General features: G+C 64.1%; 19 protein-coding genes and 1 tRNA gene. 1 reads left to right on the top strand and 19 read right to left on the bottom strand.

Features of this window, described 5'->3' with window-relative positions; genetic code table 11:
- Positions 1-14: 14 nt before the first annotated feature.
- The 15 genes from nuoK to U1H99_RS06740 all read right to left on the bottom strand — a co-directional run bounded on the left by nuoK (position 15) and on the right by U1H99_RS06740 (position 12,707).
- Positions 15-323, bottom strand: a complete 309-nt coding sequence (gene nuoK / locus U1H99_RS06810) for an NADH-quinone oxidoreductase subunit NuoK (protein ID WP_036168632.1) — start codon at positions 321-323, stop codon at positions 15-17.
- Positions 320-982 carry an NADH-quinone oxidoreductase subunit J gene (locus tag U1H99_RS06805; RefSeq protein WP_323140956.1) on the bottom strand — a complete coding sequence of 221 codons (663 nt, stop codon included), beginning with the start codon at positions 980-982 and terminating at the stop codon, positions 320-322. Before U1H99_RS06805 ends, nuoK begins: the two co-directional genes overlap by 4 nt.
- Before the next feature lie 26 nt (positions 983-1,008).
- A complete protein-coding gene (nuoI, locus tag U1H99_RS06800; protein WP_141833485.1) occupies positions 1,009-1,497 on the bottom strand; it encodes an NADH-quinone oxidoreductase subunit NuoI in 489 nt (162 codons plus the stop codon).
- A 14-nt stretch (positions 1,498-1,511) separates the two neighbouring features.
- A complete protein-coding gene (nuoH, locus tag U1H99_RS06795) occupies positions 1,512-2,591 on the bottom strand; it encodes an NADH-quinone oxidoreductase subunit NuoH (RefSeq protein WP_375341584.1) in 1,080 nt (359 codons plus the stop codon).
- Positions 2,592-2,596: 5 nt separating this feature from the next.
- Entirely contained in the window at positions 2,597-4,954 is a 2,358-nt protein-coding gene (gene nuoG, locus U1H99_RS06790) for an NADH-quinone oxidoreductase subunit NuoG (RefSeq protein WP_323140954.1), read from the bottom strand.
- Positions 4,955-4,969: 15 nt separating this feature from the next.
- Positions 4,970-6,265, bottom strand: coding sequence for an NADH-quinone oxidoreductase subunit NuoF (gene nuoF / locus U1H99_RS06785; RefSeq protein WP_323140953.1), 1,296 nt, complete (start codon positions 6,263-6,265; stop codon positions 4,970-4,972).
- On the bottom strand, positions 6,262-6,738 hold the full coding sequence (gene nuoE / locus U1H99_RS06780) for an NADH-quinone oxidoreductase subunit NuoE (RefSeq protein WP_323140952.1): 477 nt from the start codon (positions 6,736-6,738) through the stop codon (positions 6,262-6,264). Before nuoE ends, nuoF begins: the two co-directional genes overlap by 4 nt.
- 38 nt (positions 6,739-6,776) lie before the next feature.
- Entirely contained in the window at positions 6,777-8,030 is a 1,254-nt protein-coding gene (locus U1H99_RS06775; protein WP_323140951.1) for an NADH-quinone oxidoreductase subunit D, read from the bottom strand.
- Positions 8,030-8,623, bottom strand: coding sequence for an NADH-quinone oxidoreductase subunit C (locus U1H99_RS06770; RefSeq protein WP_323140950.1), 594 nt, complete (start codon positions 8,621-8,623; stop codon positions 8,030-8,032). The genes U1H99_RS06775 and U1H99_RS06770 overlap by 1 nt, the downstream gene beginning before the upstream one ends.
- Positions 8,624-8,644: 21 nt before the next feature.
- Positions 8,645-9,121 (bottom strand): NuoB/complex I 20 kDa subunit family protein, encoded by a 477-nt coding sequence (locus tag U1H99_RS06765; RefSeq protein WP_141833472.1) that lies wholly within the window; start codon positions 9,119-9,121, stop codon positions 8,645-8,647.
- A 3-nt stretch (positions 9,122-9,124) separates the two neighbouring features.
- Complete coding sequence (locus tag U1H99_RS06760; RefSeq protein WP_323140949.1) at positions 9,125-9,484, bottom strand: NADH-quinone oxidoreductase subunit A; 360 nt, start codon at positions 9,482-9,484, stop codon at positions 9,125-9,127.
- Positions 9,485-9,803: 319 nt separating this feature from the next.
- A tRNA-Leu gene (locus U1H99_RS06755) sits at positions 9,804-9,888 on the bottom strand.
- 457 nt (positions 9,889-10,345) lie between these two features.
- On the bottom strand, positions 10,346-10,798 hold the full coding sequence (gene secG, locus U1H99_RS06750) for a preprotein translocase subunit SecG (protein WP_323140948.1): 453 nt from the start codon (positions 10,796-10,798) through the stop codon (positions 10,346-10,348).
- 76 nt (positions 10,799-10,874) lie between these two features.
- Positions 10,875-11,624: a triose-phosphate isomerase gene (tpiA, locus tag U1H99_RS06745; RefSeq protein ID WP_323140947.1), complete on the bottom strand. Its 750-nt coding sequence runs from the start codon at positions 11,622-11,624 to the stop codon at positions 10,875-10,877.
- A 96-nt stretch (positions 11,625-11,720) separates the two neighbouring features.
- Positions 11,721-12,707, bottom strand: a complete 987-nt coding sequence (locus U1H99_RS06740) for an NAD(P)H-quinone oxidoreductase (protein ID WP_323140946.1) — start codon at positions 12,705-12,707, stop codon at positions 11,721-11,723.
- A gap of 261 nt (positions 12,708-12,968) precedes the next feature.
- Here U1H99_RS06740 and U1H99_RS06735 point away from each other — a divergent pair, with 261 nt between their 5' ends.
- Entirely contained in the window at positions 12,969-14,348 is a 1,380-nt protein-coding gene (locus U1H99_RS06735; protein WP_323140945.1) for an SGNH/GDSL hydrolase family protein, read from the top strand.
- A 113-nt stretch (positions 14,349-14,461) separates the two neighbouring features.
- Here the strand turns inward: U1H99_RS06735 and U1H99_RS06730 are convergent, their stop codons facing one another.
- From U1H99_RS06730 to U1H99_RS06715, 4 genes are all read right to left on the bottom strand, one after another.
- Complete coding sequence (locus U1H99_RS06730; RefSeq protein WP_323140944.1) at positions 14,462-14,794, bottom strand: KGG domain-containing protein; 333 nt, start codon at positions 14,792-14,794, stop codon at positions 14,462-14,464.
- Between the two features lie 178 nt (positions 14,795-14,972).
- Complete coding sequence (locus tag U1H99_RS06725; protein ID WP_323140943.1) at positions 14,973-15,581, bottom strand: tetratricopeptide repeat protein; 609 nt, start codon at positions 15,579-15,581, stop codon at positions 14,973-14,975.
- Positions 15,578-16,363, bottom strand: a complete 786-nt coding sequence (locus tag U1H99_RS06720) for a GIN domain-containing protein (RefSeq protein WP_323140942.1) — start codon at positions 16,361-16,363, stop codon at positions 15,578-15,580. The genes U1H99_RS06725 and U1H99_RS06720 overlap by 4 nt, the downstream gene beginning before the upstream one ends.
- 249 nt (positions 16,364-16,612) lie before the next feature.
- On the bottom strand, positions 16,613-16,801 hold the full coding sequence (locus U1H99_RS06715) for a hypothetical protein (protein WP_323140941.1): 189 nt from the start codon (positions 16,799-16,801) through the stop codon (positions 16,613-16,615).
- Positions 16,802-16,808 lie beyond the last annotated feature (7 nt).

Genomic DNA, 16,808 nt, shown 5'->3' with positions numbered 1-16,808 from the left:
ACAAGCCAAACCGCTTAGCCCTTCAGGCTGTCGAGGTCTTCCACGTTGATCGTGTCCAGGTTACGGAACAGGACCACCAGGATCGCCAGGCCGATCGCCGATTCGGCGGCCGCGACAGTCAGGATGAAGAACACGAAGATCTGGCCTGCAGCATCACCCAGATAGTGCGAGAAGGCGACGAAGTTCAGGTTCACCGCCAGCAGCATCAGTTCGATGGCCATCAGCAGGATGATGATGTTCTTCCGGTTCAGGAAAATGCCGACCACGGAAATCGCGAACAGGATCGCGCCCAGGATCAGATAGTGAGCGAGCGACAGAGTCACGGAGCCTCCTTGTTGGCATTAGCGGCAGCAGCGGCAGCAATCGCTGCATCGTCAATTGCCTTCTGGTTCACCGTCGGCACCTTGACGATGCGCAGGCGGTCGTTACGCTTGACGCGGACGGCATCGGCCGGGTCAATGGCTTTGCTGTCCTTGCGCTTGCGCAGGGTCAGGGCCACGGCGGCGATGATCGCGACCAGCAGCAGCAGGCCGGCGATCTCGAAACCGTAGATGTACTGGGTGTAGATCAGGCGGCCCAGTTCCTTGGTGCCGCCGATGTGGCCGACGGCGGCGTCGGACGGCGCGTCACCGGCGCCCAGGAAACCGCGCCACAGCACGGCGGCCATTTCCAGCACCACCAGCGCGCCGATACCCGAGGCCAGCGGCAGGTAGCCCCAGAAGCCTTCGCGCATGCGGTCGACGTTGATGTCGAGCATCATCACGACGAACAGGAACAGCACCATGACGGCGCCGACGTAGACCAGCACCAGCACGATCGCGAGGAACTCGGCCTTCAGCAGCATCCAGATGCCGGCGGCGTTGAAGAACGCGAGCACCAGGAACAGCGCGGCGTGCACCGGGTTCTTGGAGGTAATGACGCGCAACCCGGACAGCACCATGACTGCCGAGAACACGTAGAACAGAACAGTTGAAAATTCCATGACTTTACGCTTGGGCCTTATTGTTATTAGCGGTACTTGGCATCGGCAGCGCGCGCGGCAGCGATGTCGTTCTCGTAGCGATCGCCCACAGCCAGCAGCATTTCCTTGGTGTAGTACAGGTCGCCGCGTTTTTCGCCGTGGTATTCCAGCACATGCGTCTCGACGATCGAGTCGACCGGGCAGGACTCTTCGCAGAAACCGCAGAAGATGCACTTGGTCAGGTCGATGTCGTAGCGCGTGGTGCGGCGGGTGCCGTCCTCGCGCTGCGCCGATTCGATCGTGATGGCCATGGCCGGGCACACCGCTTCGCACAGCTTGCAGGCGATGCAGCGCTCTTCCCCGTTGGGGTAGCGGCGCAGCGCGTGCAGGCCGCGGAAGCGCGGCGACATCGGGGTCTTTTCTTCAGGGTACTGGACGGTGATCTTGCGCTTGAACGCATACTTGCCGGTCAGCGCCAGTCCCTTGAGCAATTCGGACAGCATCAGGCTGCCGACGAAGTCTTTTAGTCGTGTCATTTTGTTTTACGTCCTTACTTCCAGATGTTCCATGGCGTCTGCATCACGCCCGCCACCAGAACCAGCCACACCAGGGTGACCGGGATGAACACTTTCCAGCCCAGGCGCATGATCTGGTCATAGCGGTAGCGCGGGAAGGTGCCGCGGATCCAGATGAACAGCGACTGAATCATGAATACCTTGACGAAGAGCCAGAAGAAGCCGCCGAAGCCGCCGCCGAATTCCAGGAACGAGAACGGAGCTTCCCAGCCGCCCAGGAACATGATCGCGGCGATCGTGCCGATCAGGATCATGTTGGCGTACTCGGCCAGCATGAACATCGCGTAGGCCATGCCCGAGTACTCGACCATGTGGCCGGCCACGATTTCCGATTCGCCTTCCACCACGTCGAACGGGTGGCGGTTGCACTCGGCCAGGCCGGAGATGATATAGATCACGAACAGCGGCAGCAGCGGCAGCCAGTTCCACGACAGCAGGTTGATGCCGTGCTCGACGAACCAGCCGCGCGCCTGGGCGCCGACGATGTCCGAGAAGTTCAGCGAACCCGAGACCATCAGCACCACGACCATCACGAAGCCCATCGGGATTTCGTAGGAGATCATCTGGGCCGAGGCGCGCATCGCGCCCATGAACGAGTACTTCGAGTTCGAAGCCCAGCCGGCGATGATGATGCCGTAGACTTCCATCGAGGTGATCGCCAGCAGCAGCAGCAGGCCGGCGTTGACGTTGGCCAGCGCGGTTTCCGGGCCGAACGGGATCACCGACCAGGCGGCCAGCGCCGGCATGATCGTCATCAAGGGGCCGATGACGAACAGGCTCGGCGTGGCTTTCGCCGGTGTCACGATTTCCTTGAGCAGCAGCTTCAGGGCGTCGGAGATCGGTTGCAGCAGGCCCAGCGGGCCGACGCGGTTCGGACCCACGCGGATGTGGATCCAGCCGATCAGCTTGCGCTCCCACAGCACCAGGTAGGCCACCAGGCCCATCAGCGGCAGCAGGACCAGCACGATTTTCAGCAGGGTCCAGGCGAAGGTCCAGGTGGTCGGGCCCAGCAGGTTTTCGCCGCCTGCATAAAAACTGTTGAGTACGTCAGGCATGGACATTATGCCGCCTCCCCTGCCGCAGCAACGGCCGATTTGGTTACTTGGATGGCACCGAACATGTCGCCCAGCACCGAGGTCAGTTCATGGGCGGCAGCCACGCGCACGACGTTGGCCGGCAGGCGGCTGTCGACGTTGGCGACCAGATTGACGCTGCCATTGCCTTGGGACACGGTGACCAGCTGGCCGGCCTGCACGCCGAGCTGTTCGGCCAGCTTGGCCGAGATCGTCGCCAGCGGCGCGTTGGCGTCGGCCGTGCGCAGCAGCGGTTCCGAACGGCGCGCGATGGCGTCGGCGAAGTAGATCGGCACGTCGGCCAGGCGTTCCAGTTGGGCGCCGTCGCCGAACTTGGCGCCGGACAGGCCCAGCTTCGACACGTTGCTCAGCTTGTCGGCGTGGTCCATCACGCCCTTGCCCAGCGCCTCGTCGCGGATCGCTTCCGAATTGTCGTACTCGAAGCCTTGCAGGCCCAGCAGGTTGCCCAGCACGCGCAGCACTTTCCAGGCCGGACGGGTCTCGCCCAGCGGCTTGACGGTGCCGTTGAAGCTCTGTGCGCGGCCTTCGCAGTTGACGAAGGTGCCGGCGGTCTCGCTGAACGGCGAGATCGGCAGCAGCACGTCGGCGTAGTCCATGCCGTGCTTGAAGGCCGACATCGCGACGACCATCTCGGCGCCCTGCAGGGCCTTGACGGCTTGCTGCGGGTTGGCGGCATCCAGTTCCGGCTCGGAGTTCAGCAGCACGTAGGCTTTCTTCGGCTGCGTGAACAGGTTCGCGGCGTTCTTCGAGACAGCGTTCACCAGGTAACCGCCGACGGTGTTGGCGGCTTCGACGAAGTAGCCGAACTGCATGCCGGTCTGCTCGGCGATCCACTGCGCGGCAGCGTGCAGCTTCGACGCTTGCGGGTGGTTCGCTGCGGCGTTGCCCAGCAGGACGGCGCCCGGCAGATCACCGGCGTTGTCGACGGCCAGGGTCGCGGCGATGGCTTTCGCCACGTCGCCGGCGTCGATGGTCTCGAAGCCAGCCGGTGCAGCGATGCCCTTGGCGGCCGCTACCGCTACCACGATTTCCGACAGTGCTGCCAGCCAGTCCGACGGCGCCGCGATCAGGCGGTTGGCGGTCGGGATCAGGTTGTCGTCGCTCGAGCCGTGGACGATCGACAGCTTGGCGCCCGACTTGACGGCGGTACGCAGGCGGGTCGCGGCCAGCGGGTGGTCCTTGCGCAGGAAGGACCCGACCACCAGCACGCGCTGCAGGTTCGACAGTTCGGCGATCGGCATGCCCAGCGACGGGATGACCTGGCCGTCCAGCGCGAAGTCGGTCTGGCGCAGGCGGAAGTCGACGTTCTCGACGCCGAAGCCACGCATCGCTTTTTGCAGCAGGTACAGTTCTTCCACGGTCGAGTGGGCGGTGCCGATCGCAGCGATCGAGTCGGCGCCGTGCTCGTGGCGGATGTTACGCAGGCCGTGGGCGACGTACTCGAGGGCGGTCTGCCAGTCGGTGTCGATCCACTTGCCGTCCTGTTTCACCATCGGGTTGACCAGGCGCGAGGCATTGTCCAGCGCTTCGTACGAGAAGCGGTCCTTGTCCGACAGCCAGCACTCGTTGATGCTTTCGTTTTCCAGCGGCAGCACCCGCATGACCTTGCCGCCCTTGACCTGGACGATCAGGTTCGAACCGAGCGAGTCGTGCGGCGACACCGAGCGGCGGCGCTGCAGTTCCCACGGACGGGCCGAGTAGCGGAACGGCTTGCTCGTGAGGGCGCCGACCGGGCACAGGTCGATCATGTTGCCCGAGACTTCCGAGTCGACCGACTTGCCCACGAAGGTGGTGATTTCCGAGTGTTCGCCACGGCCGACCATGCCGAATTCCATCACGCCGGCCACTTCCTGGCCGAAACGCACGCAGCGGGTGCACTGGATGCAGCGGCTCATCTCTTCCATCGAGATCAGCGGGCCGGCTTCCTTCGGTGCCACCACGCGCTTTTCTTCGGCGTAGCGCGATTCACCTTTGCCGTAGCCGACCGCCAGATCCTGCAGCTGGCATTCGCCGCCCTGGTCGCAGATCGGGCAATCCAGCGGGTGGTTAATCAGCAGGAATTCCATCACCGACTTCTGTGCCTGCACCGCCTTGTCGCTGTGGGTGCGCACGATCATGCCCGGCGACACCGGGGTGGCGCAGGCCGGCAGCGGCTTCGGTGCCTTCTCGACTTCCACGAGGCACATGCGGCAGTTCGCTGCGATCGACAGTTTCTTGTGATAGCAGAAGTGCGGAACGTAGGTTCCCAGTTTGTTTGCGGCGTCCATCACCATGGAACCTGGCGGGACTTCGACTTTCTTGCCGTCTAATTCGATTTCTACCATTTTTACGGTACCTGCTTAGAGGTAAGTCGGCACCAAGCAGTGCTTGTGCTCGATGTGATATTCAAATTCTTCGCGGAAGTTCTTGATCATGGCTTCCACCGGCATCGCGGCGGCATCGCCCAGGGCGCAGATGGTGCGGCCCTTGATGTTGAAGGCGATGTTGTTCAGCAAATCCATGTCTTCCGGGCGGCCCTGGCCATTCTCGATCCGGTGCACCATGCGGTACATCCAGCCGGTGCCTTCGCGGCACGGCGTGCACTGGCCGCACGATTCCTCGTAGTAGAAGTAGGACAGGCGCAGCAGCGACTTGACCATGCAGCGGGTCTCGTCCATGACGATCACGGCGCCCGAACCCAGCATCGAACCGGCTTTCGCGATCGAGTCGTAGTCCAGGTCGGTGTCCATCATGACTTCGCCGCGGATCACCGGGGCCGAGGAACCGCCCGGGATCACGGCCTTGATCTTCTTGCCGCCGCGCATGCCGCCGGCCAGTTCCATCAGCTTGGCGAACGGGGTACCCAGCGGCACCTCGTAGTTGCCCGGACGCTCGACGTCGCCCGAGATCGAGAAGATCTTCGAGCCGCCATTGTTGGGCTTGCCCATGCCGAGGTACTTGTCCGGGCCGATGTTCAGGATGAACGGGACGGCCGCGAAGGTCTCGGTGTTGTTGATGGTGGTCGGCTTGCCGTACAGGCCGAACGAGGCCGGGAACGGCGGCTTGAAGCGCGGCTGGCCCTTCTTGCCTTCCAGCGATTCGAGCAGCGCGGTTTCTTCACCGCAGATGTAGGCACCGTAGCCATGGTGCGCGTGCAGCTGGAAGCTGAACTGCGAGCCCATGATGTTATCGCCCAGGAAGCCGGCGGCGCGCGCCTCTTCCAGCGCTTCCTCGAAGCGCAGGTATTCCTGGAAGATCTCGCCGTGGATGTAGTTGTAGCCCACGGTGATGCCCATCGCGTAGGCGCCGATGGCCATGCCTTCGATCAGCGCGTGCGGGTTGTAGCGGATGATGTCGCGGTCCTTGAACGTACCCGGCTCGCCTTCGTCGGTGTTGCAGACGAGGTATTTCTGGCCCGGGAACTGGCGCGGCATGAAGCTCCACTTCAGGCCGGTCGGGAAACCGGCGCCGCCGCGGCCGCGCAGGCCCGAGGCCTTCAGGTCGGCGATGATCTGTTCCGGCGTGATGCCTTCTTCCAGGATCTTGCGCAGGGCCGAGTAGCCGCCACGCTTGACGTAGTCGGCCAGGTGCCAGTTGTCGCCGTTCAGGTCCTTCAGGATCAGCGGGTCGATGTGACGGTTGTGCAGGCTGGTCATTTGTTGAGTTCCTCCAGCAGGGCATCGATCTTCTCGTCGCTCATGAACGAGCACATGCGGTGGTTATTCACCAGCATGACGGGTGCGTCGCCGCAGGCGCCCATGCACTCGCCTTCGACCAGCGTGAACTGGCCGTCTTCGGTGGTGCCGCGGTAATCGATGCCGAGCGCATCTTTCAGCCGCTGCCCTGCCCGCTCGCCGCCCGACAGGGCGCACGGCAGGTTGGTGCAGACGGTGATCTTGTTCTTGCCAACCGGTTTCAGGTTGTACATGTTGTAGAAGGTGGCGACTTCCTGCACGGCGATCGCAGGCATGCCGATGTAGTCGGCGATTTCCTGCATCGTCTCGGGCGACAGCCATCCCTGTTCGACCTGCGCATGGGCCAGCGCGGCCATCACGGCCGATTGACGCTGGTCGGCCGGGTACTTGGCCAGCTCGCGGTCGATTTTTTGTAAGCACTGCTCAGATAACATAATCTCTTCTGCCTCTTGAATGTCGGCGGTCGTTCGTCTTAGCGGTCGATCGAGCCGAACACGATGTCCTGGGTGCCGATGATGGTCACGGCGTCGGCGATCATGTGGCCGCGCGCCATTTCATCCAGGCTTTGCAGGTGGACATAGTCCGGGGTGCGCAGCTTCAGGCGGTACGGCTTGTTGGCGCCGTCCGATACGATGTACACGCCGAACTCGCCCTTCGGGTGTTCGATCGCGGCATACGCCTCGCCCGGCGGCACGTGGAAGCCTTCGGTGAACAGCTTGAAGTGGTGGATCAGCGATTCCATGTTGGTCTTCATGTCCACGCGCGACGGCGGCGCAATCTTGTGATTGCTGGTCATGACCGGACCCGGGTTCGCCCTCAGCCAGGCGATGCACTGCTTGATGATGCGGTTGGCTTGGCGCAGCTCTTCCACGCGCACCAGGTAGCGGTCGTAGGAGTCGCCGTTGGTGCCGACCGGGATGTCGAATTCGACCTTGTCGTAGGCGGCGTACGGCTGCATCTTGCGCAGGTCCCAGGCGACGCCCGAACCGCGCAGCATGGCGCCGGTGAAGCCCATCGCCTTGGCGTCTTCCGGCGACACCACGCCGATGCCGACGGTACGCTGTTTCCAGATGCGGTTGTCGGTCAGCAGGGTCTCGTATTCGTCGACGTAGCCGTCGAAACGCTTGGTGAAACCGTCGATGAAGTCGAGCACCGAACCCTGGCGGATTTCGTTCAGCTCGTCGACGGCCTTCTGGCTGCGCACCAGCGACGGCTTGTGCTGCGGCATCTGGTCCGGCAGGTCGCGGTACACGCCGCCCGGACGGTAGTAGGCCGCGTGCATGCGCGCGCCCGACACCGCTTCATAGACGTCGAACAGGTCTTCGCGGTCGCGGAAAGCGTACAGGAAGGGGCCCATGGCGCCGATGTCCAGCGCGTGCGCGCCCAGCCACATCAGGTGGTTCAGGATGCGCGTGATCTCGTCGAACATCGTGCGGATGTACTTGGCGCGGATCGGCACGTCCAGGCCCAGCAGCTTCTCGATCGCCAGCACGTAGCCGTGCTCGTTGCACATCATCGAGACGTAGTCGAGGCGGTCCATGTAAGGCACGGACTGCAGGTAGGTGCGGGTCTCGGCCAGCTTTTCGGTGCCGCGGTGCAGCAGGCCGATGTGCGGGTCGGCACGCTGGATCACTTCGCCGTCCAGCTCGAGCACGAGGCGCAGCACGCCGTGCGCTGCCGGGTGCTGCGGACCAAAGTTCAGGGTGTAGTTCTTAAGCTCAGCCATTATTTCATCCCGTAGGTTTCTTCGCGGATCACGCGCGGAATGTTTTCGCGCGGTTCGATCGTCACCGGTTGGTAGATCACGCGCTTCTGTTCGGGGTCGTAGCGCATCTCGACATAGCCCGAGATCGGGAAGTCCTTGCGGAACGGATGGCCGATGAAGCCATAGTCGGTCAGGATGCGGCGCAGATCGCCGTGGCCTTCGAACAGGATGCCGAACAGGTCGAACGCTTCGCGCTCGAACCAGTTGGCGGAACGCCAGATGCCGGTGATCGACGGCACCAGCGGCATGTCGTCGTCGGCGCAGAACACGCGCACGCGCACGCGCCAGTTGTGCTCGACCGACAGCAGGTGCACGACCACCGCGAAGCGCAGGCCGTCCCAGGTGCCTTCGCCGTACGAGGAATAGTCGACGCCGCACAGGTCGATCATCTCTTCGAAACGCAGAGCCGGATCGTCGCGCAGTTTCTGCATGGAGGCCAGGTACTCCGAGGCCTTCACAACTACCGTTACTTCGCCCAGCGCCACGGTAATGGCAGCGCCCTCGCCCAGAGCATTCTTCAGGGCGAGTTCGAGGGCTTCGATTTTTGTCGTCATGGTGTTTGGGACCGGCTTGTATTAACGCGCGATGGTGTTGGTGCGCTTGATCTTGTTCTGCAGCTGGATGATGCCGTACAGCAGCGCTTCCGCGGTCGGCGGGCAGCCCGGCACGTACACGTCGACCGGCACGATGCGGTCGCAGCCGCGCACGACGGAGTAGGAGTAATGGTAGTAGCCGCCGCCGTTGGCGCAGGTACCCATCGAGATGACCCAGCGCGGCTCGGCCATCTGGTCGTAGACCTTGCGCAGCGCCGGCGCCATCTTGTTGCACAGGGTGCCGGCCACGATCATCACGTCGGACTGGCGCGGCGACGGACGGAACACGACGCCGAAGCGGTCGAGGTCATAACGGGCCGCACCCGCATGCATCATCTCGACCGCGCAGCAAGCCAGGCCGAACGTCATCGGCCACATGGAGCCGGTGCGTGCCCAGTTGATCAGCTTGTCGGCTGTGGTGGTAACAAAACCTTCGTTTAAAACGCCTTCAATAGCCATGGCTTATTCCCAATCAAGGGCACCTTTCTTCCAGATGTACCAGAAACCGACGACGAACTCGGCGATGAAGACCATCATCGTCACGAACGCCTGCCAGCCCAGTTCGCGCATCGAGACGCCCCAGGGGAAGAAGAATGCCGTTTCCAGATCAAACAAAATAAACAGGATCGCGACCAGGTAGTACCGGACGTCGAATTTCATGCGCGCATCTTCGAAGGCTTCGAAGCCGCATTCATACGGTGACAGTTTGGCGGCGTCGGGACGGTGGGGACCCACCACGCGGCCGAGGAACTGCGATGCGAGACCGACGATGGTGCCGATCAGCAGGAAGAGTAGGACGGGGAAATAGTTCTCGAGGTTCACAGTGAAGCCTTGGCTGAACGATCGTTGATAAACACTGCAGAGACTGCAGTACCACAATCGCTCGATCCTGGCTTCGATACCATCCACCAGGACCAAGCGACTGGAGACTGTGAATCACCTGCTACGCGTTGCAATCCTGACCGTCGAGGCTCGCCGCACCCTGGAAGCCGGAGCGGCTTCCCACGGTACGAACTGGGCTTCTCGGGCCTGAATCACCACCGCATCACGACGGTTCTTCAAAGCCTCCGACAAATCCTCGTAAAAAAGCCAGTCAAGGCGAAGAGCGTAGCTCATGCGCCCTAACTGGCTTTCTGTATTCTGGTGCCGACGGCGAGACTCGAACTCGCACAGCTTGCGCCACTACCCCCTCAAGATAGCGTGTCTACCAATTTCACCACGTCGGCTGGAGACCAGTATTCTACATTGTCTTACTAGGTTTTATCAATGATCAAATTGACCTAGTACAAGCAGAAATACTATTTTTCTCGACTTTTTGAATACTGGATTCGCACTTCACCGCTTCAGCGAAGTGCCGATGCTGCTACCGCCCTGCTTTGGAGCAATTAGCTCCACCGCAAACCGGTGCGCGCGGCGGTCGGAACGCCGTGCTTCGCATCGCTGTAGATCAATACTTCTATCTACTGTCTTATATAAGACATCTTATACGGAAGAGCCGTCGTCGGCAAGGTCGGCGGCGGGTTTGAGGGCTGTAAATTCGCTCTTTCGCAGGGCGTGCACCCAATGAAAAAGGCCGACAGCAGGGAACCGTCGTGAACGGTCTGCTGTCGGCCTCCGGCCTGCCCGGCACTGCGCGTGCCGGCATGGCGCCGCGCACGCAGGCGCGGCGCGATCGATGGGGAATTACTTGGCTGGGGCTGCCGGTGCCGGCGTGGCCGGGGCTGTGGCGGCAGGCGCTGCGGTAGCAGGGGCTGCAGCGGCCGGTGCTGCGTCGGCCGGGTTGGCCGGCGCCACTGCGCCCGGGACGGCGTCCGCCGGGTTGGCCGGCAGTGCCGGGGCCTTCTGGGCCGGAATCGTGACGTTCTCCATCACGCCGCCGCGGACGCTGGCATGCGGACGGCTGCTGCCGAAGTAGGCCAGGGCCAGCGTCGATGCAAAGAACACGGCGGCGGCGACCGCGGTCGACTTCGACAGGAAGTTCGACGAGCCGCTGGCACCGAACAGGCTGCCGGAGGCGCCGGAACCGAAGGCGGCACCCATGTCGGCACCCTTGCCATGCTGGACCAGTACCAGGCCGATGATGGCCAGCGCCGACACGACTTGCACCACGACGATCAGATTGAACAACACGTTCATTATTTATTCCATTCCAAGGTTTAACTACAAACCCGGGCCGGAGCCCGGGCGACAACATCAATCACGCAGTACCGAATTACTTTGCAGCACGAATAATGCCCAGAAAATCCTGGGCTTTCAATGCCGCCCCACCGATCAGCCCGCCGTCGATGTCCGGCTGCGCCAGCAATGCCGCCGCATTGTCCGGCTTCATGCTGCCGCCGTACAGGATGGCGATGCGCTGCGCCGCCTCGCCGTTGCGTGCCGCGATGCGGCTGCGCAGGTGGGCATGCACCGCCTGCGCCATCTCCGGCGTCGCATTCCTGCCGGTGCCGATCGCCCATACAGGCTCGTAGGCGACGACGATCTTCGCCACCGCGTCCGCGTCCAGCTGTTCCAGCACCGCGTCGAGCTGGGCGCCGACCACGGCTTCGGTCTGGCCCGCCTCGCGCTCCTCCAGGGTCTCGCCGACGCACACGATCGGCGTCATGCCTTCCTGCAGCACCGCCAGCGCCTTGCTGGCCACCATCTCGCTGCTTTCCATATGGTAGGCACGGCGCTCGGAGTGGCCGACGATCACGTAGCGGCAGTCGAACTCGGACAGCATTTTGGCGCAGACTTCGCCCGTGAAGGCGCCGAAGCCATGCACCGATACATCTTGCGCACCCCAGGCGATCGGGGTGCCCGACAGCACTTCCTCGCATTGCTGCAGATAAGGCGACGGCACGCACACCGCGCAAGCGGCGGGCGCATCGGTCAATCCCGCGGCGATGTCCGCCAGCAGCGTTGCGTTGCCCGCGCGGCTGCCATTCATCTTCCAATTGCCTACGATGAGTTTGGCACGCATCAAAACCCCACGGTCAAATAACCCGCTATTTTAGCGGTCGTTGAAAAGTCGGTCAAACGATGGTTGACCTTGAATGTTGCATGCATCTCAATTTCCTTACGCAGTTTCCAAATCCAGCATGATCTTCCCGACGTGCGTGCTGCTCTCCATCAGCGCATGCGCCTCGGCAGCCGCGCTCAAGGGGAAGGTTTTGTAGATCACGGGCCTGATCGTACCGGCGGCCAGCAGCGGCCATACGCGTTCGCGCAATTCGCGCGCAATCTGCGCCTTGAACGCGATGGGTCGCGGGCGCAGCGTCGAACCGGTGATCGTCAGGCGCCGGCGCAGCACCTGGCCGAGGTCGACGTTGGCCTTGCCCCCGCCCAGCAGCGCGATGATGACGATGCGGCCGTCGTCGGCCAGGCAGGACACTTCGCGTGCGACGTAGTCGCCGCCGACCATGTCCAGCACCACGTCGACGCCTTTGCCGCCGGTCAGTTCCTTGACCACGGCCACGAAGTCTTCTTCCTTGTAGTTGATGGCGCGCTCGGCGCCCAGCTCTTCGCAGGCGCGGCATTTCTCAGGCGTGCCGGCGGTGGCGAACACGCGGTGGCCCAGCGCCTTCGCGACCTGGATGGCGGTGACGCCGATGCCGGAGCTGCCGCCCTGCACCAGCAGGGTCTCGCCTTCCTTCAGGCCGGCGCGCTGGAACACGTTGCTCCACACGGTGAAGAAAGTCTCGGGCAGCGAGGCCGCTTCCAGCAGGCTCAGGCCCTTCGGCACCGGCAGGCATTGCGCCAGCGGCGCGGCGCAGTACTCGGCATAGCCACCGCCCTGCACCAGCGCGCACACCAGGTCGCCTTTCTCGAAGCCGCTGTCGCCGAGGTCGCCGTCGACGATCTCCCCGGCCACTTCCAGGCCCGGCAGGTCGGAGGCGCCGGGCGGCACCGGATACTGGCCGAGACGCTGGAACACGTCGGGGCGGTTGACGCCGGCGGCGCGGACCTTGATCAGGATCTCGCCGGGCTTGAGTTCAGGGATGGGACGTTCGCACGGCTGCAGGACTTCCGGGCCGCCGGGCTGGGTGATTTCGATCGCTTGCATATCGCACCTTAGTTAAATAAAGAGCAATTGTACGCCAGCGCTCGGGTGCGTCCAAGCGAGCACATCCGCGCAAGCCTTTGATAACGCTAACAAATTCTTATTTACACGGCTATGCGGCATGGGTTGGCGCCAGATCAAGGAGTGCGGCCGCCCTGCCCTTGCTGTTATGCCCGAGCCCGCTTAGATTGGCTCGGCGAGCCCATGCATAGCGCATCGCGCTTTCCGCGCGGCGCCATGGACGCATCACAAAAGGAGCGAAAAATGAAGCTCAGTTTGCCTGCCCTGCTGGACGCCGGGCGCAGAACCTTCGCGGCATGGCTGCCGCGTCCCTCCACCCCGCAGGCCGCACGGCGCGGCTTCCTGCTGGCCGGTATCGGCCTGGCCGCGGTGCTGTCCTGGCAGCCGCCGCCGGTCTATGCCCAGGGCTGGAATGCCAACCGCTGGGTCGGCACGTGGGGCGCCGGTCCGGGCGGACCGCCGCTGCCGGCCAACACCCAGACATTCACCGACCAGACCGTGCGCCTGATCGTGCATACCAGCATCGGCGGCACGCGGGTGCGGATCCGCCTGTCGAACGAGATGGGGTCGACGCCGCTGCGCATCGGCGGCGCCCACATCGCGCTGCGCGCCGGCGGCGCCGACATCCAGCCCGGCACCGACCGTGCGCTGACCTTCAGCGGCTTCCCCGGCATCACGATCCCGCCCGGCGCACCGGTGCTGTCCGACCCGGTCGACCTGAACGTGCCGGCGCTATCCGATCTCGCCATCAGCCTGTACCTGCCGGGCACGCAGGGCGCCACCACCATCCACGGCACCGCCAGCCAGACCAACTACGTGTCGCTGCCGGGCGGCGATTTTACCGGCGCCACCACCTTCCCGACCCAGCGCACGATCCTGTCCTGGCCCTTCCTCACGGAAGTCGACGTGCTAGGTGCCGGCGCCGCCATCGTGACGCTGGGCGACTCGATCACCGACGGCACCCGCAGCACGCCCGACACCAACAACCGCTGGCCGGACTGGCTGGCACGGCGCCTGCAGATCGTGCGCGACCCGGTTGCCGGCGTCAACGCCGCCCTCGGCGTGGTCAACCGCGGCATCAGCGGCAACCGCCTGCTGTCGAACCCGCCGGAAGGCTCGCTGGCCGGACGCAGCATCCAGGAACGCTTCGACCGCGACGTGCTGGCCACGGCAGGCGTGCGCTACATGACCCTGATGATCGGGATTAACGACATCGGCAACAGCTCGGCCACCAACCCGGTGACGGTCAACGACCTGATCGCCGGCTACCGCCAGGTGATCGCGCGCGCCCATGCCAAGGGGATCGCCGTGTTTGGGGCCACCCTGACACCGTTCGAGGGCGCCGGCTATTACTCGCCCGAGAAGGAAGTGGTGCGCCAGGCCGTCAACAACTGGATACGCTCTGGCGACGAGTTCGACGGCGTGATCGATTTCGACCGCGTCACGCGCGATCCGAGCCACCCGGCGCGCTTCCTGCCGGCCTACGACAGCGGCGATCACCTGCACCCGAACGACCTCGGCTACCAGGCGATGGGCACGGCGGTGCCGCTGGAATTGTTCCGTTCGCTGGGTGGGGGCTATCTGCAGGCCGGTTCGCTGCAGTCGACTTCATCTTACAGGTAAGTCTGGTGTAAGGCCGGCATGCTGGCGGCATGCTGGGGGAGTAGCGGTGGAATACTGGTCGCCGCCACCGCCAGCCTAAGCTGACGGTGACGGCGATGTCAACTACATACAACTTAGTTCTTGTCGTTCTTGTGGCTCTCCGCACCGGCCCTGGCATGCTGCTCGGGCGAGCCGCCGCGGATGCCGCCGCCACCCTCGTTGCCGTCCTGGCGGCTGCTGCCGCCCTGGCTCTGGCGGTTGCCGTCGTTCTTGTGGCTCATCGAGCCGGCCCGGCGCGCCTCTTCCGAGGTGAACTCGTGGGCGTTGCCCGACGCGTGTGCCGCCTTGCCGCCTTCGGAAGCGATTTCGCGCTGCTTCTGCGGGTCCATCGATGCGAAACCGCGGTTGCTGGTGTCGCCGCTCTGCTTGTTACCCTTGCTACCCTTGCCGCCTTGATTCGATGCCATGACGATGCCCTCCATTGATTGCGCTGTGGAACAGCTGGGTGAAGAACTGGCTGGAAAACAGGCTGAGATAAACTCATCTTAGGCGCCCACGGATGCGTTCGCCATCATCGGCATGCCATCGATATGTAGGACGACATCGCAACGCCATGTCGTCCGCCACCTGCCGTCAGTCGGATAGTCAGCTGCCGCCAGTGCGCGACTGCGCCGGCAGCGGCGTGCCCGGCTTCCAGCTGCGCGACAGTGCCTGTGCTTCCTCGATCTGCTCCTGGCTCATTTGGCGCGCGATCCCGGCACGCTGTTCGACGGCGTTGCGGTGGCCGCCAGCCGCGGCCAGGTTCATCAGCATGTAGGCCAGCACCACGTCCTGCGGCATGCCGGCCACGTGGTAACGGTACATCAGGCCGAGCGCGTGCTGGGCATCCGGGTGGCCCTGCTCGGCCGCCTTGCGGAACCATTGCACGGCCAGCACATGATCCTGGGGCGCCGCGTTGCCGGTGTAGTACATGGCGCCGATCACGTACTGGGCGTCGGCCTTGCCCTGCAGGGCCGCCTTGTAATGCCAGGAGAAGGCCTGCTTGTAGTCGCGCGGCACGCCGCGGCCCATGTAGTACATCAGGCCGAGCAGGTGCTGGGCGTCGGCATCGCCGGCCTTTGCCGGCGGCGTGACTTCCTTCAGGGCGAGCGCATAGTTGCGCGCGTTGTAGGCGCTGGCCCCCTCGAGGAAGCCGGCCATGGCACTGCCGTGCAGTCCCAGTGCGAACAGGATGGCGAGCGTGAGTTTTTTCACTTCCAACTCACCTTGCCCAGTCCGTCGACCGCGACCTTGCGGTTGAGCGGCTTGCCGTACACGGTCACCGAACCGAGCCCGGACAGGTTGAGGCTGGCATTCTGGCGCGCCGTGACCCGGGCATTGCCCAGGCCGGACAGGTCGATGTCGACGTTGTCGGCGTTGAACTGCTGGGCGTCCAGGCTGCCGAGTCCGCCGAGGTCGGCCTTCAGCCAGCGTGCGCGGCCGTTCAGGGTGACGACGCCGGCGCCCTGCAGGTTGAGCTCGACCCCGTCGCCGTCCAGGCCGTCCAGGCGCATGCTGCCGATGCCGCCCAGATTGACGCGCACCAGCCGGTAATGGGCGGCCACCCGCATCGAACCGGCGCCGTCCAGCCTCAAGGTCAGTTCCTCGCCCGAGAAGCCGCTGATGTCGGTCGAGCCGAGGCTCTCGGAGGTAACCTCGCGCAGCGCCGGCAGGGTCAGCTCGGCCTGCAGGCCGCCCATGCGCATGCGGCCGCGCACCTCGCTGCCGATGTTCAGGGTGTCGCCGTTCTGGGCGGTGACGGCCTTGGCCAGCCAGCGCCGCTCGCCGCTCAGCGTGAGTGCCGGCGCCGCGCCCTGGCGGATTTGCAGGCCGATCACGCCGTCCAGGCGCACGCGCACCACGCGCGCATCGATCGGACGGGTTTCGCGCGCAAACTCGGCCGCGTCGTCGGCATAGCCGCCAGGGGCCGCCTGGGCCATCCCGACGGCGGCCCAGAAGCCCGCCTGCGCCAGTCCCAGCGCCGTTCTCATCGTCATCTGCATGTCCGCATCCTGTTCTTGTTGTACTGAAAACACTACCAGCAAGCTGGCCGCTGTTCCAGACCATCATGCGAAAAAGGATAGCCTTTCTGGCATCGGGCAGGCCAGCGGCATGCGACGAACTGCAGAATCAGGGGGCTGGCCCGCGAAGGGTTCGCTTGCCCCGGATGCGACAAAGCCTTCCGGGCCGGAGCCGGGAAGGCTTTGTCTTTGTCACCCGCCCAGGCTGCGACTGCGGCGCGGCGCTTACTTCTTCGCCGACTGCTTCGAGCCGGCGTTGGCGGACTGCTTGGTCTCGCCGTGCTCGGCACGCTGCTTGTTGACGATGCGCGATGCGACTTCTTCCTCGCGGCCGGGGTAGCGGTGTTCCTTCTTGAACTCGGTTTCGAGCTTCTTGAACTCTTTTTCGCGTTTGGGGCTGGCGCCACGGGGCATGATGACC

This window comes from Massilia phyllosphaerae, assembly GCF_034659755.1.
Taxonomy (GTDB): domain Bacteria; phylum Pseudomonadota; class Gammaproteobacteria; order Burkholderiales; family Burkholderiaceae_D; genus Telluria; species Telluria phyllosphaerae.
Note: the sequence above shows the minus strand (reverse complement) of the source record. Positions and strands in the feature narration are given on the sequence as shown.